Here is a 20,610-nt window from a genome sequence, read left to right on the forward strand (position 1 = left end):
CGTGCGGCCCGCGCCCGTGCGGGTCTGGGGCAGCTCGGAAGCGGGCAGCGCGAACAGGGAGACACGGAAAGGCGACGCGGGCGAGGCCCGCAGGCCGGAGCCCGCGATCAGCCCGGCCCGCGCCCAGCTGAGGATCAGGTCGGCAGGGTTCCGGTCAGCCCAGCGCCAGCCAGGCGATCAGCGCGATCAGGACGATCGCGGCGACGCCCACGCCGATGATCAGCGGGGTTTTGGACGGGGCTGGCGGCTCCTGCGGAGTCTTCTGCGTGAAGGCGCGGAACGCCTCGGTGTTGCCGCTCGGGTCGACGGTGTTGTCTGGCATGCGCACGACCATAGCGAAGCCGGGCGGCTCCGCGACAGGCCGTCCTGCTCCGTAGCAGGGCCTTCGCCCTTCGGCCGGGAATTTCACCCGTCCGTGGGAGTGTCCCTCGCCGTCCAGGCTGACCTGACGAGGACCGAAGGGACCGGAGGACACCGGCGGGACTGCAGGGAACGGCGGGGCCGGCGCCCGCCGTCGCGCCTGGGTGACGGCACGCGCGATCACGCCGGTCCGGTTCGCCTGGCCAGGCACAATTGGCGCATGAGACGCCAGGCAGTCGCGCTGTTGCTCAGCGCCGCGGCGCTGACGTCCTGTTCGGCCGAGCCGAGTTCCGCACCGGCGGAGACCCGGCCGACGGCAGCCGCGACGGCGGCCACAGAGCCGGCCACGAAGCCGGCCACGGCGGCGCCCGCCGGGAAGGCGCCCAGCGGCAAGTTTCCCGTCAAGGTCAGGAAGCTGGAGCTCAGCCGGGGCAAGGACCGCCCGTTGCCGACCACCGTCTGGTATCCGGCCACCGGCAAGGGACCGTTCCCCGTGATCGTGTTCAGCCACGGGCTCACCTCCCGGCCCGAGGCCTACAGCCGGCTCCTCACCCGCTGGGCCGGGGCGGGCTTCGTGGTAGCCGGCGCGGCCTACCCGCACACGTCCGCGGGCGTCGCCGACTTCGACGTGATCGACCTGATCAACCAGCCCGCCGACGCCTCGTACGTGCTGACCGAGGTGCTCGCCCTCGATATCAAGGCCGGCGATCCGCTGCGCGGCCGGCTCGACGAGCAGCACGTCGCGGCGGCCGGGCACTCCGGCGGCGGCATCACCACGATCGGCATGCTCAGTGGCGGCCGGGACGACCGGCTCGACGCCGCGGTCGTGCTGGCCGGCCGCCAGGTGCTGCCGGTGCCGTTCTCCGGCCCGGCGGTCCCCGTGTTCTTCGTGCACGGCCGGCTCGACCGGACCATCCGGTACGCCGACGGCCTCGCCGCCTTCGAGGCGGTGCCCTGGCCCAAGGCGATGCTGACCATCCCGGACGGCGGACACGTCACCACCGACGGCAGGGACTTCAACCTCGTCGCCTCGGCCACCACCGACTTCTGGCGCTGGAGTCTTTACGGCGACGCCGACGCCAAGCGGCGGCTCGAACGCCACAGGAACCTCGAGAGCGACCTGTAGCCGCCGCCTAGTGGAGGTGGTCGACGGCCACCTTGCCGAAGATGTCGCCCGAGTTCAGCCGGGCGAAAGCGTCACCGATCGCCGAGAAGCCGTACGTCGAGTCGATCACCGGGCGGATGTCGCGGTCCACGCACAGTTCGAGCAGTTCGGTCAGCTCCGCCGCGGTGCCCATCGTGCTGCCGAGGATCTCGAGCTGCATCATGAAGACCCGGCGCAGGTCGACCTTGGGGAACGGGCCGCCGGTCGCCCCGCAGACCACGATCCGGGCGCCCGGCGCCGAGCCCTTCAGCGAGTGCTCGAACGTGGGAGCTCCCACCGACTCGATCACCACGCCGACCCGTTCCGGGAGGCGGGCGCCGGGTTCGACAGCCACGGCACCGAGCTCGGCGACCTTGGCGCGCTTGGCGGCGTCGCGGCTGGTCGCGTACACGCGCTTGCCGAGCGCGACGGCGAGCACGATCGCCGCCGTCGCCACCCCGCCGCCGGCGCCCTGCACCAGCACCGATTCGGCGTCCGCGACGCGGCCCCGGGTCATGAGCATGTGGTACGCGGTCAGCCACGCCGTCGGCAGGCACGCCGCGTCCAGGAACGAGATGCCGGCGGGCTTGGGCACGAGGTTCTCGGCGGGCACCGCCACCCGCTCGGCCAGCGTCCCGGGCCAGCGTTCGGAGAGCAGCGAGAAGCCGCGCGGGTCCTGCGGGTCCCGGATGACCGGGTAGACGACCACCTCGTTGCCGTCGGTGTCCACTCCGGACGCGTCGCAGCCGAGGATCATCGGCAGCCGGTCGGGCGGCAGGCCGACCCCGCGCAGCGACCAGACGTCGTGGTGGTTGAGCGAACTCGCCCGCACGTCGACAGTCACCCAGCCTTCGGGCGGGGACGGCTCGGGCAGGTCACCGACCGTCAACGCGGCGAGTGGCTCGTCGGGCTTGGTCGCACTGGCATAAGCGGCTCGCATACCGGCAGCTTAAAGCGAAACCCCCGGACCCCGCGGGGCCGAGGCACATTGAGCACCTCGGCCCCGCGGGATCACGAGGATCCGGCGGACCGGCCCGGGACCGGCGGGTCCGCTACAGCGACGACGAAACGACCTCGGGGGCGGGTGAGGTCAGCGACGAGGCCAGGGAGGGTCCGGCGGAGGGCGCCGGCGCGGGCGGGGCGGGGCGGAACCGTGCGACGCCGTCACGCTCGGCGGCGCGCGCGACCGCCGCGGCCACGGCGGGGGCGACCCGCGGGTCGAGCGCCGACGGGACGATCGCGTCCGCCCGTAGCTCGCCCGCAACGACCTCGGCGATCGCCTCGGCCGCCGCGACCCTCATCCCCTCGGTGATCCGGGTGGCCCGGGCGTCCAGCGCGCCCCGGAAGATGCCCGGGAACGCCAGCACGTTGTTGATCTGGTTGGGGAAGTCGCTGCGTCCGGTCGCGACGATCGCCGCGTACCGGTGTGCCAGGGCCGGCGGCACCTCCGGGGTGGGGTTGGCCAGGGCGAAGATGATGCCGCCCGGCGCCATCCCGCTCAGCGCGCTCTCGTCGATCTGGCCGCCGGAGACCCCGATCAGCACGTCGGCGCCGATCAACGCCTCCTTGATGCCACCGGTACGCCCGGAGTAGTTGGTCGACCCCGCCAGCTCCAGCTTCGCGCCGGACAGGCCGGGGCGCTCGGCGTGGATGATGCCCCGGGAGTCGCAGACGATGACGTTCGCGCCCTGGATGCCGGCCGTGATCAGCGTGTTCGTGATCGCGACCCCGGCCGCGCCCGCGCCGCTGATGACCACCCGCAGGTCGGTGAAGCGGCGGCCCAGCAGGGAGGCCGCGTTGCGCAGTGCGGCGAGCACGACGATCGCGGTGCCGTGCTGGTCGTCGTGGAAGACCGGGATGTCCATCGCCTCGTCGAGGCGCCGCTCGATCTCGAAGCAGCGGGGTGCGCTGATGTCCTCGAGGTTGATGCCGCCGAAGGACGGGCCGAGCGCCTTGACGACGGCGATGATGCCCTCGACGTCCTGGGTGTCGAGGCAGATCGGCACCGCGTCGACGCCGCCGAACTGCTTGAACAGCACGGCCTTGCCCTCCATGACCGGCATTGCCGCTTTTGGACCGATGTTGCCGAGGCCCAGAACGGCCGAGCCGTCCGTGACCACGGCGACGGTGTTACCGGTCCAGGTGTAGTCCGCGGCGAGTTCGGGAGATTCGGCGATCGCCTCGCAGACCCGGGCGACGCCCGGGGTGTACGCCAGCGACAGGTCGTCACGGCTGGAGAGCGGAACCGTGCACGAGATGGCCATCTTGCCCTGCTTGTGCAGGTCGAAGACGGGATCCGCGGCCAGGGCAGGGTCGAGCTCAAAACTGAAGAAAGACACGAGGGCTCCAGACAACGCATCGAAACGTCGGATTGCCAGCCGGTCGAGAAGCGCGAGTCTGCGCGGACCGACGTGCGATGCGGGGGTCACCCGGGATAAAGCAACCGCAAGACTTCGGTGTGCTGCGGTTACTGGACATTAACTTAGCCGACCCGGGCGGGGCCAGTAGCGAAACGCCACGAGGCCGATGACATCCGCCACCCCGAACGCTCGGGAGTCGTCCGTCACGAACTCGTTGTCACCCCGCAGCCACCATCCGCCGTCCTGCTCGTGCAGCGCGCGTTTCACGACCAGCAGGTCCGGCCGGGTCCGGAAGCGGGCGACGACGACGTCGCCCGGCCGGGCCCGGGTCGAGCGCCGGACCAGCAGGGCGTCTCCGGTCCGGAGGGTGGGTGCCATGGACGGCCCATGCACCTGTACGGCGAAGAGCGGCAACTGCCAACTCATGGCATCACTCCCGCGTCGAGTGTGGGCACAACAGAAAGGGGTAATGTCAGCATCGGATCATCGCAAACGTATGAAGGGGTCCTGATGCGACTTCCGCGTATTTTCACGCCGCGCACTCTGGTCAGCGCGCACTGCGACCTGCCCTGTGGGGTGTACGACCCGGCGCAGGCACGCATCGAGGCGGAGTCGGTGAAGGCCATCGCTGAGAAGTACCAGGCGAACACCGACCCCGAGTTCCGCACCCGCGCCATCCTGATCAAGGAGCAGCGCGCCGAGCTGGTCAAGCACCACCTGTGGGTGCTCTGGACCGATTACTTCAAGGCGCCGCACTTCGAGAAGTACCCGAACCTCAACCAGCTCTTCAACGAGGCCACCAAGCTCGCCGGCGCCGGTGGCGCCAAGGGCTCGATGGACCCCGCGGTTGCAGAGCAGCTGCTCGGCAAGATCGAGGAGATCTCCAAGATCTTCTGGGAGACCAAGCAGGCGTGAGTTCCGCAACGGTCCGGCCGGCACGTCCTGAGGACGTGCCGGCCGTTGTCGCAATGGTGCACGAACTCGCCGATTTCGAGCGCGCCGCCGAGTCCTGTCACCTCACCGAGCAGCAGTTGACGACCGCCCTGTTCGGCCCCCGGCCCGCCCTCTTCGGGCACGTCGCGGTCGACGCGGACGACGTTCCGCACGGCATCGCGCTGTGGCATCTCAACTTCTCGACCTGGGTCGGTACCCACGGCATCTACCTGGAGGACCTCTACGTCCGCCCGCAGGCCAGGGGCATGGGCGCGGGTGGTGCCCTGCTCGCGGCGCTCGCCGCGGAGTGCGTGGCGCGCGGCTATCAGCGCCTCGACTGGGTGATGCTGGACTGGAATCCGGCCGCCGAGTTCTATGCTGCGATCGGGGCGAAAGTGATCGAGGGCTGGTTGCCGTACCGACTGACCGGCCCCGCGCTCCTGCAACTCGCCGAGCGCTCCGTCCCGGTCAGGGGCTAGAGTTCCGACCATCGGGAGGATGGGGTCGGTGACTCAGCTGCAGACAACGCATCCGGAGCCGGCGTTCGGTGACGACGTCGTGCTGCTGACAGTGCCCGCCGACGGCGGTTACCTCGGCGTGCTCCGCACAGCCACGGCCGGCCTCGCCGCGCGCCTGCACTTCGCGCTCGACGAGATCGAGGACCTTCGCATCGCGGTCGACGAGGCCTGCGCGATGCTGCTGGCCATCGCCACCCGCGGCGCGGAGCTGGAGTGCCGCTTCGCGGTCACCGACGACGCCCTCACGGTCGAGGTGACGGTGTCGACGGTGCGCGGGGCGCGGCTGCCGTCCGAGTCGTCGTTCGCCTGGAAGGTGCTGACCGCGCTCACGACGCTGGCCTCCGCGGAGGCGACCGGCCGGCACGCGACCATCCGGCTGCTCACCCGCCGCACGGAGATCTGATTTCGTACGGGCCGAGCCCCCGCACGGGCCGGATTCAGCGTGCGTTCGCCATCGCGATGTAGTCGAGGTGCCGGCGGCCCACGTCCATCGCGGCCTCCGAGTCACGGCCCTTCACGCAGGTCAGCAGCTCGCGATGATCGGCGTCGACCCGCGCCCAGTAGCCGTCGGGCAGGCTCTCGACCAGCTCCTCGCCGTAGGTGACGTGGTAGAGCGGGCGCGTGACCAGCTCGAAGAGCGGGTTGCCGGTCGCCGACGCCACCGCGGCGTGGAACGCGGCATGCGCGGTCAGCATCGTGGCGAGCTCGTCCAGGTCGGGGTCGAACATCGCCCCGCGCAGCTCGACCAGGTTCTCGTCCGTGCGCCGCATCGCCGCCAGTCCCGCGGCCGGGATCTCCAGCGCCCTGCGCAGCTCGAGCAGATCGGCCATGCCGACCTCCGCGGAGTTGCTCAGCAGGGTCAGTCCGGTGGAGAGCGCCTCCGACAGCTGATCGGCGTCGGGATGCGCGACGAAGCTTCCGCCCGTGACCCCCCGGGTCGTGACGATGAGGTGCTGGCTGGCGAGCAGGCGTAACGCCTCGCGTACGGTGCTGCGGCTCACGCCGGAGCGCACGCACAGCTCGGGCTCGGGCGGCAGGCGCTCGCCCGGCTGCAACCGCCCTGACGTGATCTCCTCACGAAGCTCGTCCGCAAGGAGCTGGTACGCCGGTGGACGCACCGTCGATCCCGCCACTTCCCTCACCCCCCTCGTGATCCGCCCACTCAGAGTAGGCCTTGAAACGCGAACGGGGAGTGGCGTTCAGTCGAGTCCGAGGGCCCGGGTGGTCGGCGGCAGCACGCAGAGCAGTCCCACCGCTACGCCGAAGGCCATCATCGGTGCGCCGATCCACGCCGAGTCGGTCTGCAGCAGGAAGCCGCCGGCGGCGATGACGAAGAGCTGCACGACGATCGCGGGCCCGCGGGCATGCGCGGAGCGGCGCCCGAGCGCCCGGGCGACGAGGAACACGGCGACCGCGCCGACCGCCGTGAATCCGGTCAGCGCCACCGCGATCGCGATGCTGCTGAGATCGGCCGTGAAATCCAGCACCATCAGGTACGCGGTGAGCACCACAAGCGCGACGGCCTCCGCCAGAAGCAGGCGTACCGCCCAGACGAGCGTCGCCGGGGAATCCAGTTGTCGGGGAGTCACCGCTGTACGATACCGGCCTGTTCGGAGGCCCCCTGGGAGGTACAGTGCCGCCCATGCGAGCGTTACTGGTGGTCAATCCCAAAGCCACCACGACGAATGAGCGCAGCCGTGACGTGTTGGTGCGGGCCCTGCGCAGCGAGGCCGACCTGACGGTCGAATACACCCGCAAGCGCGGCCACGCGGCGGCGCTGGCCAGGTCCGCGGCCGAGAGCGGCGTGGACGTGGTGGTGACGCTCGGCGGCGACGGAACCGTAAACGAGGCAGTGAACGGGCTGATGACCTCGGAGCCCGGCCTCGCCGCCCGCGGCACCTCTCCGGCGTACCGGCTGCCCGCGCTCGCGGTGGTGCCGGGCGGCTCGACCAATGTCTTCGCCCGCGCGCTCGGCCTGCCCCGCGACTGGGTCGAGGGCGTCGGTGTGATCCTCGACGGGTTGCGCTCCGGCCGGCACCGGGTCATCGGGCTCGGCCGGGCCGACGACCGCTACTTCACCTTCACCGCCGGGCTGGGTCTGGACGCCGCGGTGACGCGCCGGGTCGAGCAGGCACGGCTCCGCGGGCGCAAGTCGACCCCTTCGCTCTACGTACGCTCGATGATCGGGCTGATCTTCTCCGGCGAGGACCGCAGGTCGCCACCGCTCGCGATCGAGCGACCCGGCGAGGAGCCGGAGACCGGGCTGGGCACCGTCATCGTCCAGAACACCGCACCGTGGACGTACGTCGGCGACCGCGCGATCAACCCCAACCCCGACGCCTCGTTCGACCGGGGGCTCGACCTGCTGGCCGTCCGTAACCTGCATATAACAAGCACAACACGGACAGTGACCCAGATGGTGGCCCGCAACTCCGAGCCACACGGCAAGCACGTGCTGCGGCTCCACGACCAGGCCGAGTTCACCGTCATCGCCAGCCGCCCCCAGGCGTTCCAGCTGGACGGGGACTACCTGGGCGAGCGCCAGAAGGTGCACTTTCTGTCCGTCCCCGAAGCCCTGCGTGTGATCTGCTGAGGGATCGGGCAAGCCTGGCCCCGGGCGTCCTCACGATCCGTTACAGAAAGACGGGCAAAAGGTCGGCAAGAGGCTGCGCACCGTACTACATTGATGGGAGCGTTCGTCCGCGGGTCCTGGGACATGCCTCAGAACCGGACAAAGGGGTCGTGAGTTAGCTCACGCGCTCGGAGAATTTCCGAGCGCTACCCTTGACATCGTGGGAGTTCGTGAAAGCATTCACAAGCGATAAGAAGTAACCCGATGCCGCTCGCGCACGTTCCTAATCCAGAAGGCGCGGAACGGCTTCACGAACAAAGCTTGCTCACGCACCGGTAGTCGAACGGACGCTCTCCGTCGGTCCTGTGCGGACGCAGATAAAAGTAAGTGGCACCATTTTCTCTACCCAATCCGAAACAAGGAGTGTTGCCGCCATGGACTGGCGTCACCATGCGATCTGCCGCGACGAGGACCCGGAGCTGTTCTTCCCGATCGGGACGTCAGGCCCCGCACTCCTGCAGGTAGAGCAGGCCAAGGCCGTTTGCCGGCGCTGCACCGTGACCGAGTCGTGCCTCTCCTGGGCGCTCGACTCCGGTCAGGACGCCGGCGTCTGGGGCGGTATGAGCGAGGACGAACGGCGCGCCGTGAAGCGCCGCGGTGGCCTTCGGGTCAGTGCCCCTACCGCCTGAACAATCCCCTCACAGCATTCACGCCCCGGGCCGGTTCGGCACCGGGGCGTCGTGCTGTCCGGCCCGGGTTCATGACCGAGTCCGATCATGCGCCGTTTCCGATCGATTACGCCGAGCAATGGTGACGCACGGCATGAATAAGATCACGGGCATCGCGAAATGATCTCGAAATCATCGTTATCGTCGACACCATTGGTGGGCCTGCTCACGGTCCACCGGGGCGACGGTCGCCAAGCGATCACTCTGTGTCGCAGCGAAGATCGCGGCGACCCGCGCCGACGGCGCTCAGCCCACAGCGGCTCGAGGACAACACGCTGTAACACCTCAATGCACAGACGGCCGAGGCCGAGTCACGCCCGAGGCCCAGCTCACGCAAGAGGCCCAGCTCACGCCCCGGGGCCGAGGTCACGCCCTGAGGCCCAGCTCACGCCCGGAGGCCAAGGCCACGCCTTGAGGCCCAGCTCACGCCCGGAGGCCCCGCGCACGCTCGGAGGCCGAGGCCACGCCCTGAGGCCCAGCTCATGTCAGAGGCCAGGTCCCGCCCAGAGGCGCGGATCACGCCAGCCCACGCAAAGGCCACGCCCAAGAGGCGAGCCACAGCCGAGGCAGCCCCACCCCTTCAACGGCCACACCCAAAGGCGAGCCACGACCGGGCAAGCCGCGCCCTCCCCCCTCAACGGTCCCACCCGCAAGCGGGTCACGGCCGGAAGCGGGTCACGGCCGGAAGCAGGCCACAGCCGGAAGCAGGCCACAGCCGGAAGCAGGCCACAGCCGGAAGCAGGCCACAGCCGGAAGCGGTCACCCAGGCCGCGCAGGGGGCGTCAGAACGCCCGTCACATCCCGCGGGCGGGGTCAGGCGGTGCGGGCGGCCGCGGTGCGGTCCGTGGCGGGACGGGCCGCGGCGGCCCGGATCCGGCCGGCCACGAGGCGAACCAGCCCCGCCGCGTCCCCAAGGGGCTCCGCAACGGCCGTGACTCCGCCCTCACGGGCCGATCGAACCGTGTTGTCGTAGAGCAACCCCGGCGCCAGGAAGTACGACGCGAGGCCCACCCGGGCGAACCCCTCGGCGCGCAACTCCGCCACCGCGTCTCCCGAGAGCGGCGCGGCCGCCGAGGCATAGGCGACCCGGCACGGCACGCCCAGGCGCTCCCCCAGCGCCGTAGCGGCCCGCACCACCGTCTGCCGGGCACCGGCATCCCGGGTGCCCGCCGCGGCGAGCACCACGGCGTCCAGCCCGCCCGTCGCGGCCTCGGTCAGCCGGGTCTCCAGCCCGTCGAGCAGCAGCGGCGAGACCCGGCCGTCGAACGGGCCCAGGACGTCCGCGGTCTCCACGTCCATGCCCAGGCCGTCGGCCCGGGCCGCCGCGATCTCACCCGGCACGTCGACCCGGCCGTGGTACGCCGCCGTCAGCAGCAGCGGCACCAGCACCGCGCGCCCGTGGCCGCGCGCCTCGAACCCGGCCAGGACCTGCCGGGGACGAGGCACGCTGTGGTCCAGGTAGGCGGCCCGGACGTCCCACAGCGGGTACGCCTGCCCCACCGCCCGGGCCAGCGCCTCGGTGGCCTGGGCGGCGCGGGGATCGCGGCTGCCGTGCGCGACCAGGACGACAGCTAGACGTGCAGACCGCATTCGGTCTTCTCGAACATGGCCCAGCGGCCCGCGCGCGGGTCCTCGCCGGCCTTCGTGCGCCGGGTGCACGGCCAGCAGCCGATCGAGGAGTACCCCTTCTTGAAGAGCTCGTTGACCGGCACGTTCCACCGCGCGATGTAGCGGTCGACGTCCGCCTGCGTCCACGCCGCGATGGGGTTGACCTTGACCTTGCCCTTCTTCGCGTCGAACGCCACCACGGGGGTGTTCGCGCGGGTCGGGGACTCGTCGCGGCGCAGGCCGGTGGCCCAGGAGTCGTAGTCGGAGAGGGCGCGCTCCAGCGGCTCGACCTTGCGCAGGAAGCAGCACTCGTCGGGGCTGCGGGCGAAGAGCCGGGGCCCGAACTCGCCGTCCTGCTGGCCGACGGTCATCCGCGGGCGGATCGAGCGGACGTTGACGTCCATCGTCCGGGCGACGGTGTCGCGGATCTTGAGGGTCTCCGGGAAGTGCAGGCCGGTGTCGAGGAAGACGACGTCCACGCCCGGCGAGACGCGGGAGAACAGGTGGGCGACGACGGCGTCGGCCATCGAGCTGGTGACGCAGAAGCGGTCGCCGAAGGTGTCGGTCGCCCAGCGGGCGATCTCCTCGGCGGGTGCGCCCTCGAGCGCCATGCCTGCGGCATCGGCGAGGGCCTTGAGTTCGGCGGCGGGTCGGCGGGTCGGGTCGGCGGGGGCGGCGGGCGCCCCGAGGGACACCAGTCCCAGGCCGACAGCGGTCACCACAGTCATCGGTTCACTCCCTTGGCGAGCAGTCCGTTGAACTTGACCGTGAAAACACGGGCGCAGGAGTGGCACTCCCAGGCACCGTGTGAAGCCTCGTTGGGTCGCAGGTCCTCTTCGCCGCAGTACGGGCAGTACAGCGGGGCCGATCTGGCGTCGCTCATCGCAGCAGCTCCTCATCAGCGCGGATCACCCAGTCGGCGAAGGACTCGCCGTCGCCGCGCCCCGCGAGGTAGTTGCGGGCGAGGCGCTCCACATAGCCCGGAAGCTCCTCGGCGGTCGCCTTGAGGCCGCGCAGCTTGCGGCCGAAGCCGGCGGTCTGGCCCTGGGCCATGCCGAGACCGCCGCCGAGGTGCACCTGGAAGCCCTCGACCTGCTCGCCGTGCGAGTTCATGACCAACATGCCCTTGAGGCCGATGTCGGCGACCTGGGTCCGGGCGCAGGCGTTGGGGCAGCCGTTGATGTGGATCGAGATGTCGGTGTCGAAGTCGCGCAGCTGCTCCTCGAGCCGGGCCACCAGCTCCTCGCCGCGGGCCTTGGTCTCGACGATCGCGAGCTTGCAGTACTCGATGCCGGTGCAGGCCATCGTGCCGCGGCGCCAGGCCGACGGCCGGGCCTCCAGCCCGATCCCGCGCAGGCCCTCGACCAGCGACTCCACCTTGTCGTCGGCGACATCCAGGACCAGCAGCTTCTGGTACGGCGTGAGCCGCACCCGGTCCGAGTCGTGCGCCGCCGCGAGGTCGGCCAGCCCGCTCAGCTGCGTACCGGAGGAGCGGCCGACGACCGGGGCCGCGCCGACGTAGTTGCGGCCGTCGGTCTGCTTGTGCACTCCGATGTGGTCGATCGGCTTGCCCGGCAGGTCGGCCGACGGTCCGTCGAGGAGCGCCCGGCCCAGGTATTCCTTCTCCAGGATCTCCCGGAACTTGGCGACGCCCCAGTCGGCGAGCAGGAACTTCAGCCGGGCCCGGGTCCGCAGCCGGCGGTAGCCGTAGTCGCGGTAGAGGCCGACGACGGCCTCCCAGACGTCCGGGATCTCCTCGAGCGGCACCCAGACGCCGAGCCGCTCGGCCAGCCGCGGGTTGGTGGAGAGGCCGCCGCCGACCCAGAGGTCGAAGCCGGGGCCGTGCACCGGGTGCTCAACGCCGAGCAGGGAGATGTCGTTGACCTCGTAGGGCGTGTCCGCCAGCCAGGAGATCGACGTCTTGAACTTGCGCGGCAGGTTGGAGTAGCGCGGGTCGCCGACGTAGCGCTCGAGGATCTCGTCGATCGCCGGGGTGGGGTCGACGACCTCCTCCGTCGAGACGCCCGCGACCGGGCTGCCCAGCACGACGCGCGGACAGTCGCCGCACGCCTCGGTGGTCTGCAGGCCGACCGCTTCGAGTCGCCGCCAGATCTCCGGCACGTCCTCGACCCGGATCCAGTGCAGCTGGATGTTCTGCCGGTCGGTGATGTCCGCGGTGTCGCGGCCGAACTCGGTGGAGATCTCCGCGATCGTGCGCAGCTGCGCGAGGTTCAGCGCGCCGCCGTCCACGCGTACGCGGAGCATGAAGTACTCGTCCTCGAGCTCGTGCGGCTCGAGCACCGCCGTGCGGCCGCCGTCGATGCCCGCCTTGCGCTGGGTGTAGAGGCCCCACCAGCGGAAACGCCCGCGCAGGTCCTGCGGGTCGATGCCCGCGAACCCGGTGTGCGCGTAGATGTTCTCGATCCGGGCCCGGACGTTGAGCGGGTTGTCGTCCTTCTTGATCCGCTCGTTCGGGTTCAGTGGCTCGCGGTGTCCGAGCGCCCACTGGCCTTCGCCGCGCGCCTTGCGGGGTGCGGGTGCTGGCTTGGTGGCCGGGGTGCTGTCCAGCGCCATGTCGGCGTTCCTCCAGATATTTCAGCCGTGGTGAGCGCGCTCAACGCGATCGGCCGCCTGGGAAGGCTCGCGACATCAGTGTCTGGAGAAGGCCGGCGCGTCTTGCGCGCCCGAAACAGAAGGTCGGGCGGCGTTAGGAAGCCGGACACATCGCGCTGCGGACACGGCCGTAGTCCACGTGGCGCCGGGCCACGAAGCGGCGGTCAACTGCAACGGTCATGTCGGTAAGCCTCTCACGCTGGACCCTTCTCGGCCAGCCCGGTCCAGATTGCGGGAGTGTGGCGACGGACACCGCCCGCCGGGCAGTGCCGGGCCCTCCCCGGCCTCGGCGGTGACCCCAGGCCACCGCCGGGCGGACCGGGCGGGACGGACGGCCGGCCTCGGTGCCGCCGGAAGCACCGAGCGGGACGGCCCCGGTGCCGCGCCGGCAGCTCCGGGTGCCGCGGGCAGCGTCTGCCGAGCGGGACCACCAGGACGGCCTCCGTGCCGCCGGTCGCTCCGGGTGCCGTGGTCAGCGTTTGCCGAGCGGGACCACCAGGACGGCCTCCGTGCCGCCGCCGGCCCGGTTGCGCAGCTCGATGCTGCCGCGCAGCTCGCCGGTGGCCAGCGCCCGGACGATCTGCAACCCGAGCCGCCCGCTGGCGTCGGCCACGAAGTCGTCGGGCAGGCCCCGGCCGTTGTCGGCGACCGTGACGTGCAACTGCTTGCGGAACCGGTGCGCGGAGACCACCACCTCGCCGGTCGGCGCCGGCGGGGTCAGCGAGGGCTCCGGCGGCGGGGCGTCCTCGTCCGGCGCCGGGAAACCGTGCTCGACCGCGTTGATCAACAACTCGTTGAGGACCATCACCAGCGAGGTCGCGATCTCGGCCGGCAGCACGCCGAAGGTGCCCTCGCGGCGCATCTTCACGGTGATCTCGGTGGCGGCCACCTCGGTCGCGGCGGTGGCGACCCGGTCGACGATGCCGTCGAAGTCGACGGCCTCGTCGCTCGACATCGACAGCGTCTCGTGCACCAGGGCGATCGACGCGACCCGGCGTACGGATTCCTGCAGGGCGACCCGGGCCTCGGGGGCGTCCACCCGGCGGGCCTGCAGGCGCAGCAGCGCCGCGACCGTCTGCAGGTTGTTCTTGACCCGGTGGTGGATCTCCCGGATGGTCGCGTCCTTGGTCATCAGCGCGCGGTCGCGGCGGCGGACCTCGGTGACGTCGCGGGCCAGCACGAGCGCGCCGATCGGCACCCCGGCGGGCATCAGCGGCAGCGCCCGGATCAGCACCGTCGCCCCGCGGGCCTCGACCTCCTTGCGCGGCGGTGCCTCGCCGCGCAGGGCGGTGAGGATGCGCTCGGCCGCGTCGGTGCCCTCGAGCGGGTCCGCGGCGAGCCGGCTGGAGAGCGCCGAGAGCTCCTCGCCGACCAGGTGGGCGTTGAAGCCGAGCCGGCGGTACGCGGACTGCGCGTTCGGGCTCGCGTAGGTGACCTTGCCGCCCGCGTCGAGGCGGATGAGGCCGTCGCCGACGCGCGGCGCCGACGTGGTCTCGCCCGGGTGCGCCGGCGGCGGGAAGGTGCCGTCGGAGACCATCTGTGCCAGGTCGTCGGCGGTGGTCAGGTAGTTGAGCTCGAGCTGGCTGGGCGTACGCGCGGTGGACAGGTTGGTGTCCCGGCCGATGACCGCGATCACCTCGATGTTCTCGTCCGGCCCGCGCAGCCGCACCGGGATCGCCTCGTGCCGGGCCGGCGTGTCGCCGTACCAGACCGGGTCGCCCTCGCGCCAGATCCGGCCCTGCACGTACGCGATGTCGAGGTGGGCGACCTCCGGGCCGCCGACGATCTTGCCGACCTGGTCGTCCTGGTACGCCGTCGACGAGGTGTTCGGCCGGACCTGCGCGACGCAGAGGAACGTGCGCTGGCCGGCGCCCCCGGACCGGATCGGGACCCAGAGCAGCAGGTCGGCGAAGGACAGGTCGGACAGCAGTTGCCAGTCGCCGGCGAGCCTGGTGAGGTGGTCGATGTCGGGTGGGCCGAGGTCGGTGTGCTCTTCGGCGAGATCGCGCAGCGTGGACACGGCACAAGCGTGCCACGCCCACACCGCGGGCTCACCGGATCAGAGCGTTGAAGTGATCTTCTTAAGGCCGCGCGGTGCGTCCGGGTCCTCGCCGCGGGCCAGCGCGAGGGCGAGCGCGAGCCGCTGCAGCGGCAGGATGTCGAGCAGCGGGGCGTAGCGCTCGTCGACGCTGGGCACGGCCAGCCGGCCGGACGCGCCGGGGATGTCGGCGGCGCCGACCGTCACGACGTCGGCGCGCCGCTCGCCGAGGCGGGTGACCACGTCGGCCATCGACCGGCCGCCGGGTCCGGCGCCGACGACCGCCAGCACGGGCACGTCGGGGTCGGCCATGGCGAGCGGGCCGTGCAGCAGGTCCGCGCCGGAGAAGGCCAGCGCCGGCAGGTACGAGGTCTCCATGAGCTTGAGCGCGGTCTCCCGCGCGGTCGGGTACGCGTACCCCCGGCCGGTGGTGACCAGGCGCGACGCGAAGCGGTAGCGCTGGGCGAGTTCGTCCGCGCCGCTGCCGCCGAGCGCGTCCTGCGCCAGCCGCGGCAGCTGCTCCAGCGCGGCCCGCTCCTCGGCGGGCAGCGTGCCGTCGCCGTTGCGGACGCCCTCGACGAGCAGGAGCAGCGCGAGCAGCTCGGCCGTGTAGGTCTTGGTGGCGGCGACGGCGCGCTCGTGCCCGGCGGCGACGTCGATGGACAGCTCGGCGGTCTGCGCGAGGGTGGAGGCCGGGTTGTTGGTCACCGCGAGGGTGAGCGCCCCGCTCTCGCGGGCAACCTTGAGCACCTCGGTGAGGTCCGGCGAGCCGCCGCTCTGGCTGACGCCGACGACCAGGGCGCCGGCGAGGTCGGGCCGCGCGCCGTAGAGGGTGATCGCGCTGGGCGACGCGAGACCCACCGGGATGCCCAGCCGGATCTCGGTCAGGTACGCGGCGTAGAGGGCCGCGTGGTCGGAGGTGCCCCGGCCGACGAAGACGGCGTGGCGTGGGCGCCGCTCGGCCACCTGGGCCGCGACGTCCGCGATCGCCTTGGCGGGCGCCCCCTCCAGCAGCCGTGCGTAACCCTCCGGCTGCTCTGCGATGTCGTTCGCCATGCCCTGGCCTCGCTGAGTCACTGAACCGTCCCCTCGTGCGCACTCTCGCTCATTTCATGCGCAGTCTTGCACGTAAGTGCTTCCAATCGCAACGTTTCGAGCATCAGCGCGCACAACTCGCGGACTGACATATCGAGATTCGTCGCCTAGGCTCGCGTCGTGGCACACGGGGTGCCAGGCAGGAAAGGCGTGGTCATGGATGACTCCCGGCGTTCCGCCGACCGCGACCTCGAGCAGGCCCGAGCGGCCCTCGAACGCGGTGAGATGCACCACGCCGCCGATCACCTGGCCGGCGCGATCGCGCACGCGCCGACCCTGCCGGAGACCCATGAGCTGCTCAGCCGCCTCGCCGCCCGCGCCGACGGCGGCCTGGAGCTCTTCCCGCTCGAGCAGCACGCGTTCGTTGGCACCGTGGTGGCCCGGGCCCACCTGCTCGCCGCCGCGGGCCGCCCCGAGGACGGCCTGCCGCTGCTGGTCGCCGCGAGCGGGCACACGCCCGGCGTCGACTGGGCCGGCGTGCCCTGGGTCATCGCCCCCGAGCTGGGCGTGCGGATGGAGCCCGGCCTGCTGGCCCAGATCGTCATGCAGCTCTGCACCGCCATCGGCGACCCCGCGCCCGACGCGGGGCGCGAGGCCCTGCGCCCCTACCTGACGCTGGTCCGCCACGCCGTCGACGCGCACCCCGAGCAGGCCATGCTGCTCGGCGCCGGTTCCGCGCTGGCCCGCCGGCTCGGCGAGACGAGCCTCGCGGTGCAGTGGGCGGTGCGCGGGGCCCGGCTCCGGCCGTCCAAGCTGGCGGAGATCTGGCTGGGCTACGCCTACCGCAGCGCCGGCCGCATCCCCGAGTGCCTGGCCGCCCTGCGCCGCGCGGTCATGTACGACCCCGAGGACCTCTCCGTCTACGCCGACATCGCCGGCACCCTGGCCGACCACGGCCGCCTCGACGACGCGCTGGCCTGGGCCGACCGGGCGCTGGCCAAGGATCCGGAGTTCGACTGCGCGGTGCACACCGCGCACCGGCTGCGTTACCGCGCCGACGGCGACCTCGCGCACCTGGTCCGGCTCGCCGACTTCCAGCGCGACCACCCGGACGCCACCCACGAGCACACCGACCTGGCCGACTGCTGCGCCGACCAGCCGTGGCTGAGCCGGGTGCCGACCGCGCCCACCATGACCACCGACCCGGCCCGGCCGCCGTTCGCCGCGGGACGGCCGACCGAGGCGGCCGTGCAGCGCCTGCACCGGCTCGCGCACCCGTTGTGGCCGCACCCGCCGGCCGCCTACGACGCGGCGCTGGGCTTCGTGCTGGTCGAGCCGGAGGATCTGCTGGCGCTCATCGCGCTACCGCCGGCGGCGCCGGACGACGAGGTCGGCCGGGCGCTGGCCGCACACGACCCGGCGCTGTGGGCGCGCTGCGCCCAGGTGTGGGCCTGCCTGGGGCTGCTGCACCACCGCACGGACGAGCCCTGGGCCCGGTCGGCCCGGCGCCGGATGCTCGTCGACCTGGCCGATGGCGGCACCGATCAGATCACCGAGGCGGCGCTCTTCGCGCTGGTCACCAGCGCCTGGGTCGAGCCGGACGCGCGGGCCGACGTGGCGGCGCTGATGACCCGCCGGCTCGGCGAGGTCGCGGCCGCCCATCACCCGATCGCCTGGTCGGTGGCGCACCTGGCGCTGACGACCCCGGATCTCGAGCCGAACGTCCGGGAGCGTGCCTCGGCCATCGTGCTGGCGGAGGAGGACTTCACGGCGCCTCCGGTGCCGCGCCAGCGCCGGCTCGGCGTCCGCCTCCGGCGCTGGCTGTCGGGCCGCGCTACTCGATGACGGCGATCAGGTCGCCTTCCTGGACCACGTCACCCTCGTTGACCGCGAGCTGAGCCACGACGCCGTCGGACTCGGCGAGCACCGGGATCTCCATCTTCATGGACTCGAGGATCACCAGGGTGTCGCCCTCCTCGACCTCGGCACCGGCGGCGGAGACGACCTTCCACACATTGGCCACCATCTCGGCTCGGATCTCATCGGCCATGGTGAAGTCCTCCTAGTCGGCGCTACTCGGGTGAACGGTATCCAATCATGGGGGCGCCGTGCGGGCATATGGGGCGTGCCGGGGCGAGGTTCCGCAGCGGTCTACCATCGGCGGGTTGACGCGAGCACGAAACGGAGATCGATATGGCGAAGAAGTCTCGTAAGAAGAAGGCCCGGAAGAAGAGCGCTGCCAACCACGGCAAGCGCCCCAACTCCTGAGCCGTGGACAACGAGAAGGGCCGGAAGCGTTCGCTTCCGGCCCTTCTTCATCGCTGTCGGTCTCAGGGTAGGTACTCGCGGGTCTCCACCTCGACCACGTATTCGCTGAGCTTGCTCCGGAGCCGCTCCCGCAGCTCCTGCGGCGCGGTCTCGTCGCCGCAGCAGCGGGCCACGAGCGCCTTGACCTCGTGCTCGATGCCGTATTCCCGCAGGCAGTCCGAGCAGTCGTCGAGGTGCTTGTGGATGAGCTCCCGCCGGTCATCGCTGCACTCCAGGTCGAGGTACAGGTAGACCTCGCTGATCACTACGCTGCAGTCGGTCTTGTGCTCGTCGTCGTTCACGTCGCTCACGCCTCCTTCGCGGCGCTCGCGCCGGAGCTACGGGTGATGCCACGGTCGGCGGCGTACTGCTCGAGCATCTTGCGCAGGTTGCGCCGCCCGCGGTGCAGGCGGGACATGACCGTGCCGATCGGCGTGTTCATGATGTCGGCGATCTCCTTGTACGAGAAGCCCTCGACATCAGCGAGGTAGACGGCCAGCCGGAAGTCCTCGGGCAGCTGCTGCAACGCGTCCTTGATATCGCTGTCGGGCAGCTTGTCCAGCGCCTCGGTCTCGGCCGAGCGCAGGCCCGCCGAGGTGTGCGACTCGGACGAGGCGAGCTGCCGGTCCGAGATCTCCTCGGTCGGCGCCTGCACGGGCTGACGCTGCCTGCGCCGATAGGAGTTGATGTACGTGTTGGTGAGGATGCGGTAGAGCCACGCCTTGAGGTTCGTACCCTCCTCGAACTGGTGGAAGGCCGAGAAGGCCTTGAGGAAGGTCTCCTGCACCAGATCCTCGGCGTCGGCGGGGTTGCGCGTCATGCGTAGGCCCGCCGCATACAGCTGGTCGACGAACGGCAGCGCGTCCCGCTCGAAGCGCGCGCGGCGCTCCTCGGTCTTCTCGCTGCGTTCGGTCCGTTCCGTCCGCTCTGCTGGCGTCACCCGTGCTTCTCCCCTCGACCGCCACGCCGAGAATACGGGTTGTCCCTCGCTCGTAGATTCAAAAACCGCCGGTGTGCTGACCCTCACCGATGATCGGACGGGCGCCGGGGCCGCCGCGGGCCACTCGGGCGAGCGCAGCACGCCGCGCATCTGACGAGCCCGCAGAGCGTCCTGCTCCACGGATCCGATTTCGGCTCGCACTTTCGGGTACCCCTTCCGATACACAGCCTTCCGGCTGGTGCAACGGCGACGGTGCTGTCCGCATTCCGACTCAGCGGGCCCAGCTGTTGGCCGTCAGCCAGGCGGCCACGATCTCGGCCGTTCCGGCAAGATCACGGCGCAGGTCGTGCACCGCGCCCGGGCGGACGGCGACCCGCACCGGGCCGCCCGGTTCCGGGACGCCGAAGGGGTCCCGGTCGCCGTTGACCACCAGGGTCGGCACATCCGACGGCAGTTCGGCGGCGCGGCTGCGCTCCGGCCTGCCGGGCGGGTGCAGCGGAAAGGCCAGGGCGAGCACGCCGGCCGCGCCGAGCGCCGGCGCGGTGCGGCAGGCGACCCGGGCGCCGCTCGAGCGACCGCCGACGATCAGCGGGAGGCCGTCCGCGCGGATCTCGCGCACCACCGTCGTCCAGGCCTCGTCGAGGTGGCCGGCGGGCGCGGGCGCGCGCCGGCCGGCGACCCGGTAGGGCTGGGTCACCAGCGCCACCCGGACCCCCGCGGCGACCGCGACGTCGTGCACCGCCGTCAGGTCGGGCGCGTCGACGCCGCCCCCGGCACCGTGGCCGAGGACGAGCAGACTGACGGGCGCGCCGGCCGGGTCCGTGATCCGGATCCCAGCCGGCCCGCGCGGCGTTTCGATGAAGGAGTTGTGCACAACTCCCATTGTCTAGCGGCTTATCGGCACCAGCGTCAGCAGGCGACGATCTTCCTCGTCCGGCCCGTCGTCGACCTCCGCGCCGTCGGGCTGCACCCGTTCGCGCCAGGCGACGAGCATCGCCCGTCGCTCCCGGGGCGTCGTCCCGCCCCAGACTCCGTGGCAGTCGCCGACCTGCAGCGCCCAGGCCAGGCATGGCCCCTGGACGTCGCAGCCGCCGCAGAGCGAAATAGCGCTCTCCGATGGTTCGTTCGGGGCCGGAAAGAACGTTTCCGGATCGACCGTCCGGCAGGCGCCGCGGGTCCGCCAGGCCTCGTCGGACCTGCGTTCCTCGATCGCGCTGAGCAGCCTCGGGTCACGCCTTGCGATTGCGACCTCATGCGGCCGCGGCATTCGAGCACGTGTCATCAGCCCACCTCCCCCGTGGGTGCCGGTAGGGCCGTGACGGGCGGTCCGCACCGTGCGGACCGACATCACACCGGCGCTGGTTTCTATCGCACGGAGGAAGATCAGAACAAGGGTCTTATCTATCTCGCAACAAAGTTTGCAGATAGAAGTGCCTGCATTTGCGGCATAACGA

23 protein-coding genes are annotated in these 20,610 nt (G+C 71.5%); 7 read left to right on the forward strand and 16 right to left on the reverse strand.

The window, feature by feature from the left end:
- Positions 1-154: 154 nt before the first annotated feature.
- Entirely contained in the window at positions 155-322 is a 168-nt protein-coding gene (locus AB0F10_RS04020) for a hypothetical protein (protein ID WP_360620312.1), read from the reverse strand.
- Between the two features lie 258 nt (positions 323-580).
- On the opposite strand from AB0F10_RS04020, the gene AB0F10_RS04025 reads away from it, so the two are divergent.
- Positions 581-1,486 (forward strand): chlorophyllase/cutinase-like alpha/beta fold protein, encoded by a 906-nt coding sequence (locus tag AB0F10_RS04025; RefSeq protein ID WP_360620313.1) that lies wholly within the window; start codon positions 581-583, stop codon positions 1,484-1,486.
- Between the two features lie 7 nt (positions 1,487-1,493).
- On the opposite strand, the gene AB0F10_RS04030 is transcribed toward AB0F10_RS04025, so the two are convergent.
- The 3 genes from AB0F10_RS04030 to AB0F10_RS04040 form a co-directional block, all read right to left on the reverse strand.
- Positions 1,494-2,444 carry a zinc-binding dehydrogenase gene (locus AB0F10_RS04030; protein ID WP_360620314.1) on the reverse strand — a complete coding sequence of 317 codons (951 nt, stop codon included), beginning with the start codon at positions 2,442-2,444 and terminating at the stop codon, positions 1,494-1,496.
- Positions 2,445-2,556: 112 nt separating this feature from the next.
- Positions 2,557-3,843 (reverse strand): NADP-dependent malic enzyme, encoded by a 1,287-nt coding sequence (locus tag AB0F10_RS04035; RefSeq protein WP_360620315.1) that lies wholly within the window; start codon positions 3,841-3,843, stop codon positions 2,557-2,559.
- Positions 3,844-3,981: 138 nt separating this feature from the next.
- Positions 3,982-4,290, reverse strand: a complete 309-nt coding sequence (locus AB0F10_RS04040) for a S24/S26 family peptidase (RefSeq protein WP_360620316.1) — start codon at positions 4,288-4,290, stop codon at positions 3,982-3,984.
- Between the two features lie 84 nt (positions 4,291-4,374).
- Here AB0F10_RS04040 and sodN point away from each other — a divergent pair, with 84 nt between their 5' ends.
- Genes sodN through AB0F10_RS04055 form a run of 3 tightly spaced genes read left to right on the forward strand, consistent with a single transcriptional unit; the run spans position 4,375 to position 5,718 of the window.
- A complete protein-coding gene (sodN, locus tag AB0F10_RS04045; RefSeq protein ID WP_360620317.1) occupies positions 4,375-4,779 on the forward strand; it encodes a superoxide dismutase, Ni in 405 nt (134 codons plus the stop codon).
- 53 nt (positions 4,780-4,832) lie between these two features.
- Positions 4,833-5,276, forward strand: coding sequence for a GNAT family N-acetyltransferase (locus AB0F10_RS04050; RefSeq protein ID WP_360620378.1), 444 nt, complete (start codon positions 4,833-4,835; stop codon positions 5,274-5,276).
- A 37-nt stretch (positions 5,277-5,313) separates the two neighbouring features.
- Positions 5,314-5,718: an ATP-binding protein gene (locus AB0F10_RS04055; protein WP_360620379.1), complete on the forward strand. Its 405-nt coding sequence runs from the start codon at positions 5,314-5,316 to the stop codon at positions 5,716-5,718.
- A 34-nt stretch (positions 5,719-5,752) separates the two neighbouring features.
- On the opposite strand, the gene AB0F10_RS04060 is transcribed toward AB0F10_RS04055, so the two are convergent.
- Positions 5,753-6,433 (reverse strand): FCD domain-containing protein, encoded by a 681-nt coding sequence (locus AB0F10_RS04060; protein WP_360620318.1) that lies wholly within the window; start codon positions 6,431-6,433, stop codon positions 5,753-5,755.
- An 81-nt stretch (positions 6,434-6,514) separates the two neighbouring features.
- Positions 6,515-6,904 carry a hypothetical protein gene (locus AB0F10_RS04065; protein WP_360620319.1) on the reverse strand — a complete coding sequence of 130 codons (390 nt, stop codon included), beginning with the start codon at positions 6,902-6,904 and terminating at the stop codon, positions 6,515-6,517.
- Positions 6,905-6,957: 53 nt separating this feature from the next.
- Here AB0F10_RS04065 and AB0F10_RS04070 point away from each other — a divergent pair, with 53 nt between their 5' ends.
- Together AB0F10_RS04070 and AB0F10_RS04075 are read left to right on the forward strand one after the other, a co-directional pair.
- Complete coding sequence (locus AB0F10_RS04070; protein ID WP_360620320.1) at positions 6,958-7,908, forward strand: diacylglycerol kinase family protein; 951 nt, start codon at positions 6,958-6,960, stop codon at positions 7,906-7,908.
- A 413-nt stretch (positions 7,909-8,321) separates the two neighbouring features.
- Positions 8,322-8,576: a WhiB family transcriptional regulator gene (locus AB0F10_RS04075; RefSeq protein ID WP_360219596.1), complete on the forward strand. Its 255-nt coding sequence runs from the start codon at positions 8,322-8,324 to the stop codon at positions 8,574-8,576.
- 852 nt (positions 8,577-9,428) lie between these two features.
- Here the strand turns inward: AB0F10_RS04075 and AB0F10_RS04080 are convergent.
- The 5 genes from AB0F10_RS04080 to AB0F10_RS04100 form a co-directional block, all read right to left on the reverse strand.
- The gene (locus tag AB0F10_RS04080) at positions 9,429-10,205 is read right to left on the reverse strand and encodes a CbiX/SirB N-terminal domain-containing protein (RefSeq protein WP_360620321.1); all 777 of its coding nucleotides are present in this window, start codon (positions 10,203-10,205) and stop codon (positions 9,429-9,431) included.
- Positions 10,187-10,951, reverse strand: coding sequence for a phosphoadenylyl-sulfate reductase (locus tag AB0F10_RS04085; protein WP_360620322.1), 765 nt, complete (start codon positions 10,949-10,951; stop codon positions 10,187-10,189). Before AB0F10_RS04085 ends, AB0F10_RS04080 begins: the two co-directional genes overlap by 19 nt.
- Before the next feature lie 151 nt (positions 10,952-11,102).
- Positions 11,103-12,797: a nitrite/sulfite reductase gene (locus AB0F10_RS04090; RefSeq protein ID WP_360620323.1), complete on the reverse strand. Its 1,695-nt coding sequence runs from the start codon at positions 12,795-12,797 to the stop codon at positions 11,103-11,105.
- Between the two features lie 511 nt (positions 12,798-13,308).
- Positions 13,309-14,856, reverse strand: coding sequence for a histidine kinase N-terminal domain-containing protein (locus tag AB0F10_RS04095; RefSeq protein WP_360620324.1), 1,548 nt, complete (start codon positions 14,854-14,856; stop codon positions 13,309-13,311).
- 39 nt (positions 14,857-14,895) lie between these two features.
- Complete coding sequence (locus AB0F10_RS04100; RefSeq protein ID WP_360620325.1) at positions 14,896-15,930, reverse strand: SIS domain-containing protein; 1,035 nt, start codon at positions 15,928-15,930, stop codon at positions 14,896-14,898.
- A gap of 195 nt (positions 15,931-16,125) precedes the next feature.
- Here AB0F10_RS04100 and AB0F10_RS04105 point away from each other — a divergent pair, with 195 nt between their 5' ends.
- A complete protein-coding gene (locus tag AB0F10_RS04105) occupies positions 16,126-17,754 on the forward strand; it encodes a tetratricopeptide repeat protein (RefSeq protein ID WP_360620326.1) in 1,629 nt (542 codons plus the stop codon).
- Here AB0F10_RS04105 and AB0F10_RS04110 read toward each other — a convergent pair.
- The 5 genes from AB0F10_RS04110 to AB0F10_RS04130 all read right to left on the reverse strand — a co-directional run bounded on the left by AB0F10_RS04110 (position 17,744) and on the right by AB0F10_RS04130 (position 20,438).
- Positions 17,744-17,959 carry a biotin/lipoyl-binding carrier protein gene (locus tag AB0F10_RS04110; protein ID WP_212991140.1) on the reverse strand — a complete coding sequence of 72 codons (216 nt, stop codon included), beginning with the start codon at positions 17,957-17,959 and terminating at the stop codon, positions 17,744-17,746. The genes AB0F10_RS04105 and AB0F10_RS04110 overlap by 11 nt on opposite strands.
- 280 nt (positions 17,960-18,239) lie before the next feature.
- Positions 18,240-18,518: a mycothiol system anti-sigma-R factor gene (gene rsrA, locus AB0F10_RS04115; protein WP_360620380.1), complete on the reverse strand. Its 279-nt coding sequence runs from the start codon at positions 18,516-18,518 to the stop codon at positions 18,240-18,242.
- A gap of 5 nt (positions 18,519-18,523) precedes the next feature.
- Positions 18,524-19,306, reverse strand: a complete 783-nt coding sequence (locus tag AB0F10_RS04120) for a sigma-70 family RNA polymerase sigma factor (RefSeq protein WP_360620381.1) — start codon at positions 19,304-19,306, stop codon at positions 18,524-18,526.
- 121 nt (positions 19,307-19,427) lie between these two features.
- Complete coding sequence (locus tag AB0F10_RS04125) at positions 19,428-20,039, reverse strand: alpha/beta family hydrolase (protein WP_360620327.1); 612 nt, start codon at positions 20,037-20,039, stop codon at positions 19,428-19,430.
- Between the two features lie 3 nt (positions 20,040-20,042).
- Positions 20,043-20,438 carry a WhiB family transcriptional regulator gene (locus AB0F10_RS04130; protein ID WP_360620328.1) on the reverse strand — a complete coding sequence of 132 codons (396 nt, stop codon included), beginning with the start codon at positions 20,436-20,438 and terminating at the stop codon, positions 20,043-20,045.
- Positions 20,439-20,610 lie beyond the last annotated feature (172 nt).

The organism is Actinoplanes sp. NPDC026623, from assembly GCF_040638275.1.
Lineage (GTDB): Bacteria > Actinomycetota > Actinomycetes > Mycobacteriales > Micromonosporaceae > Actinoplanes.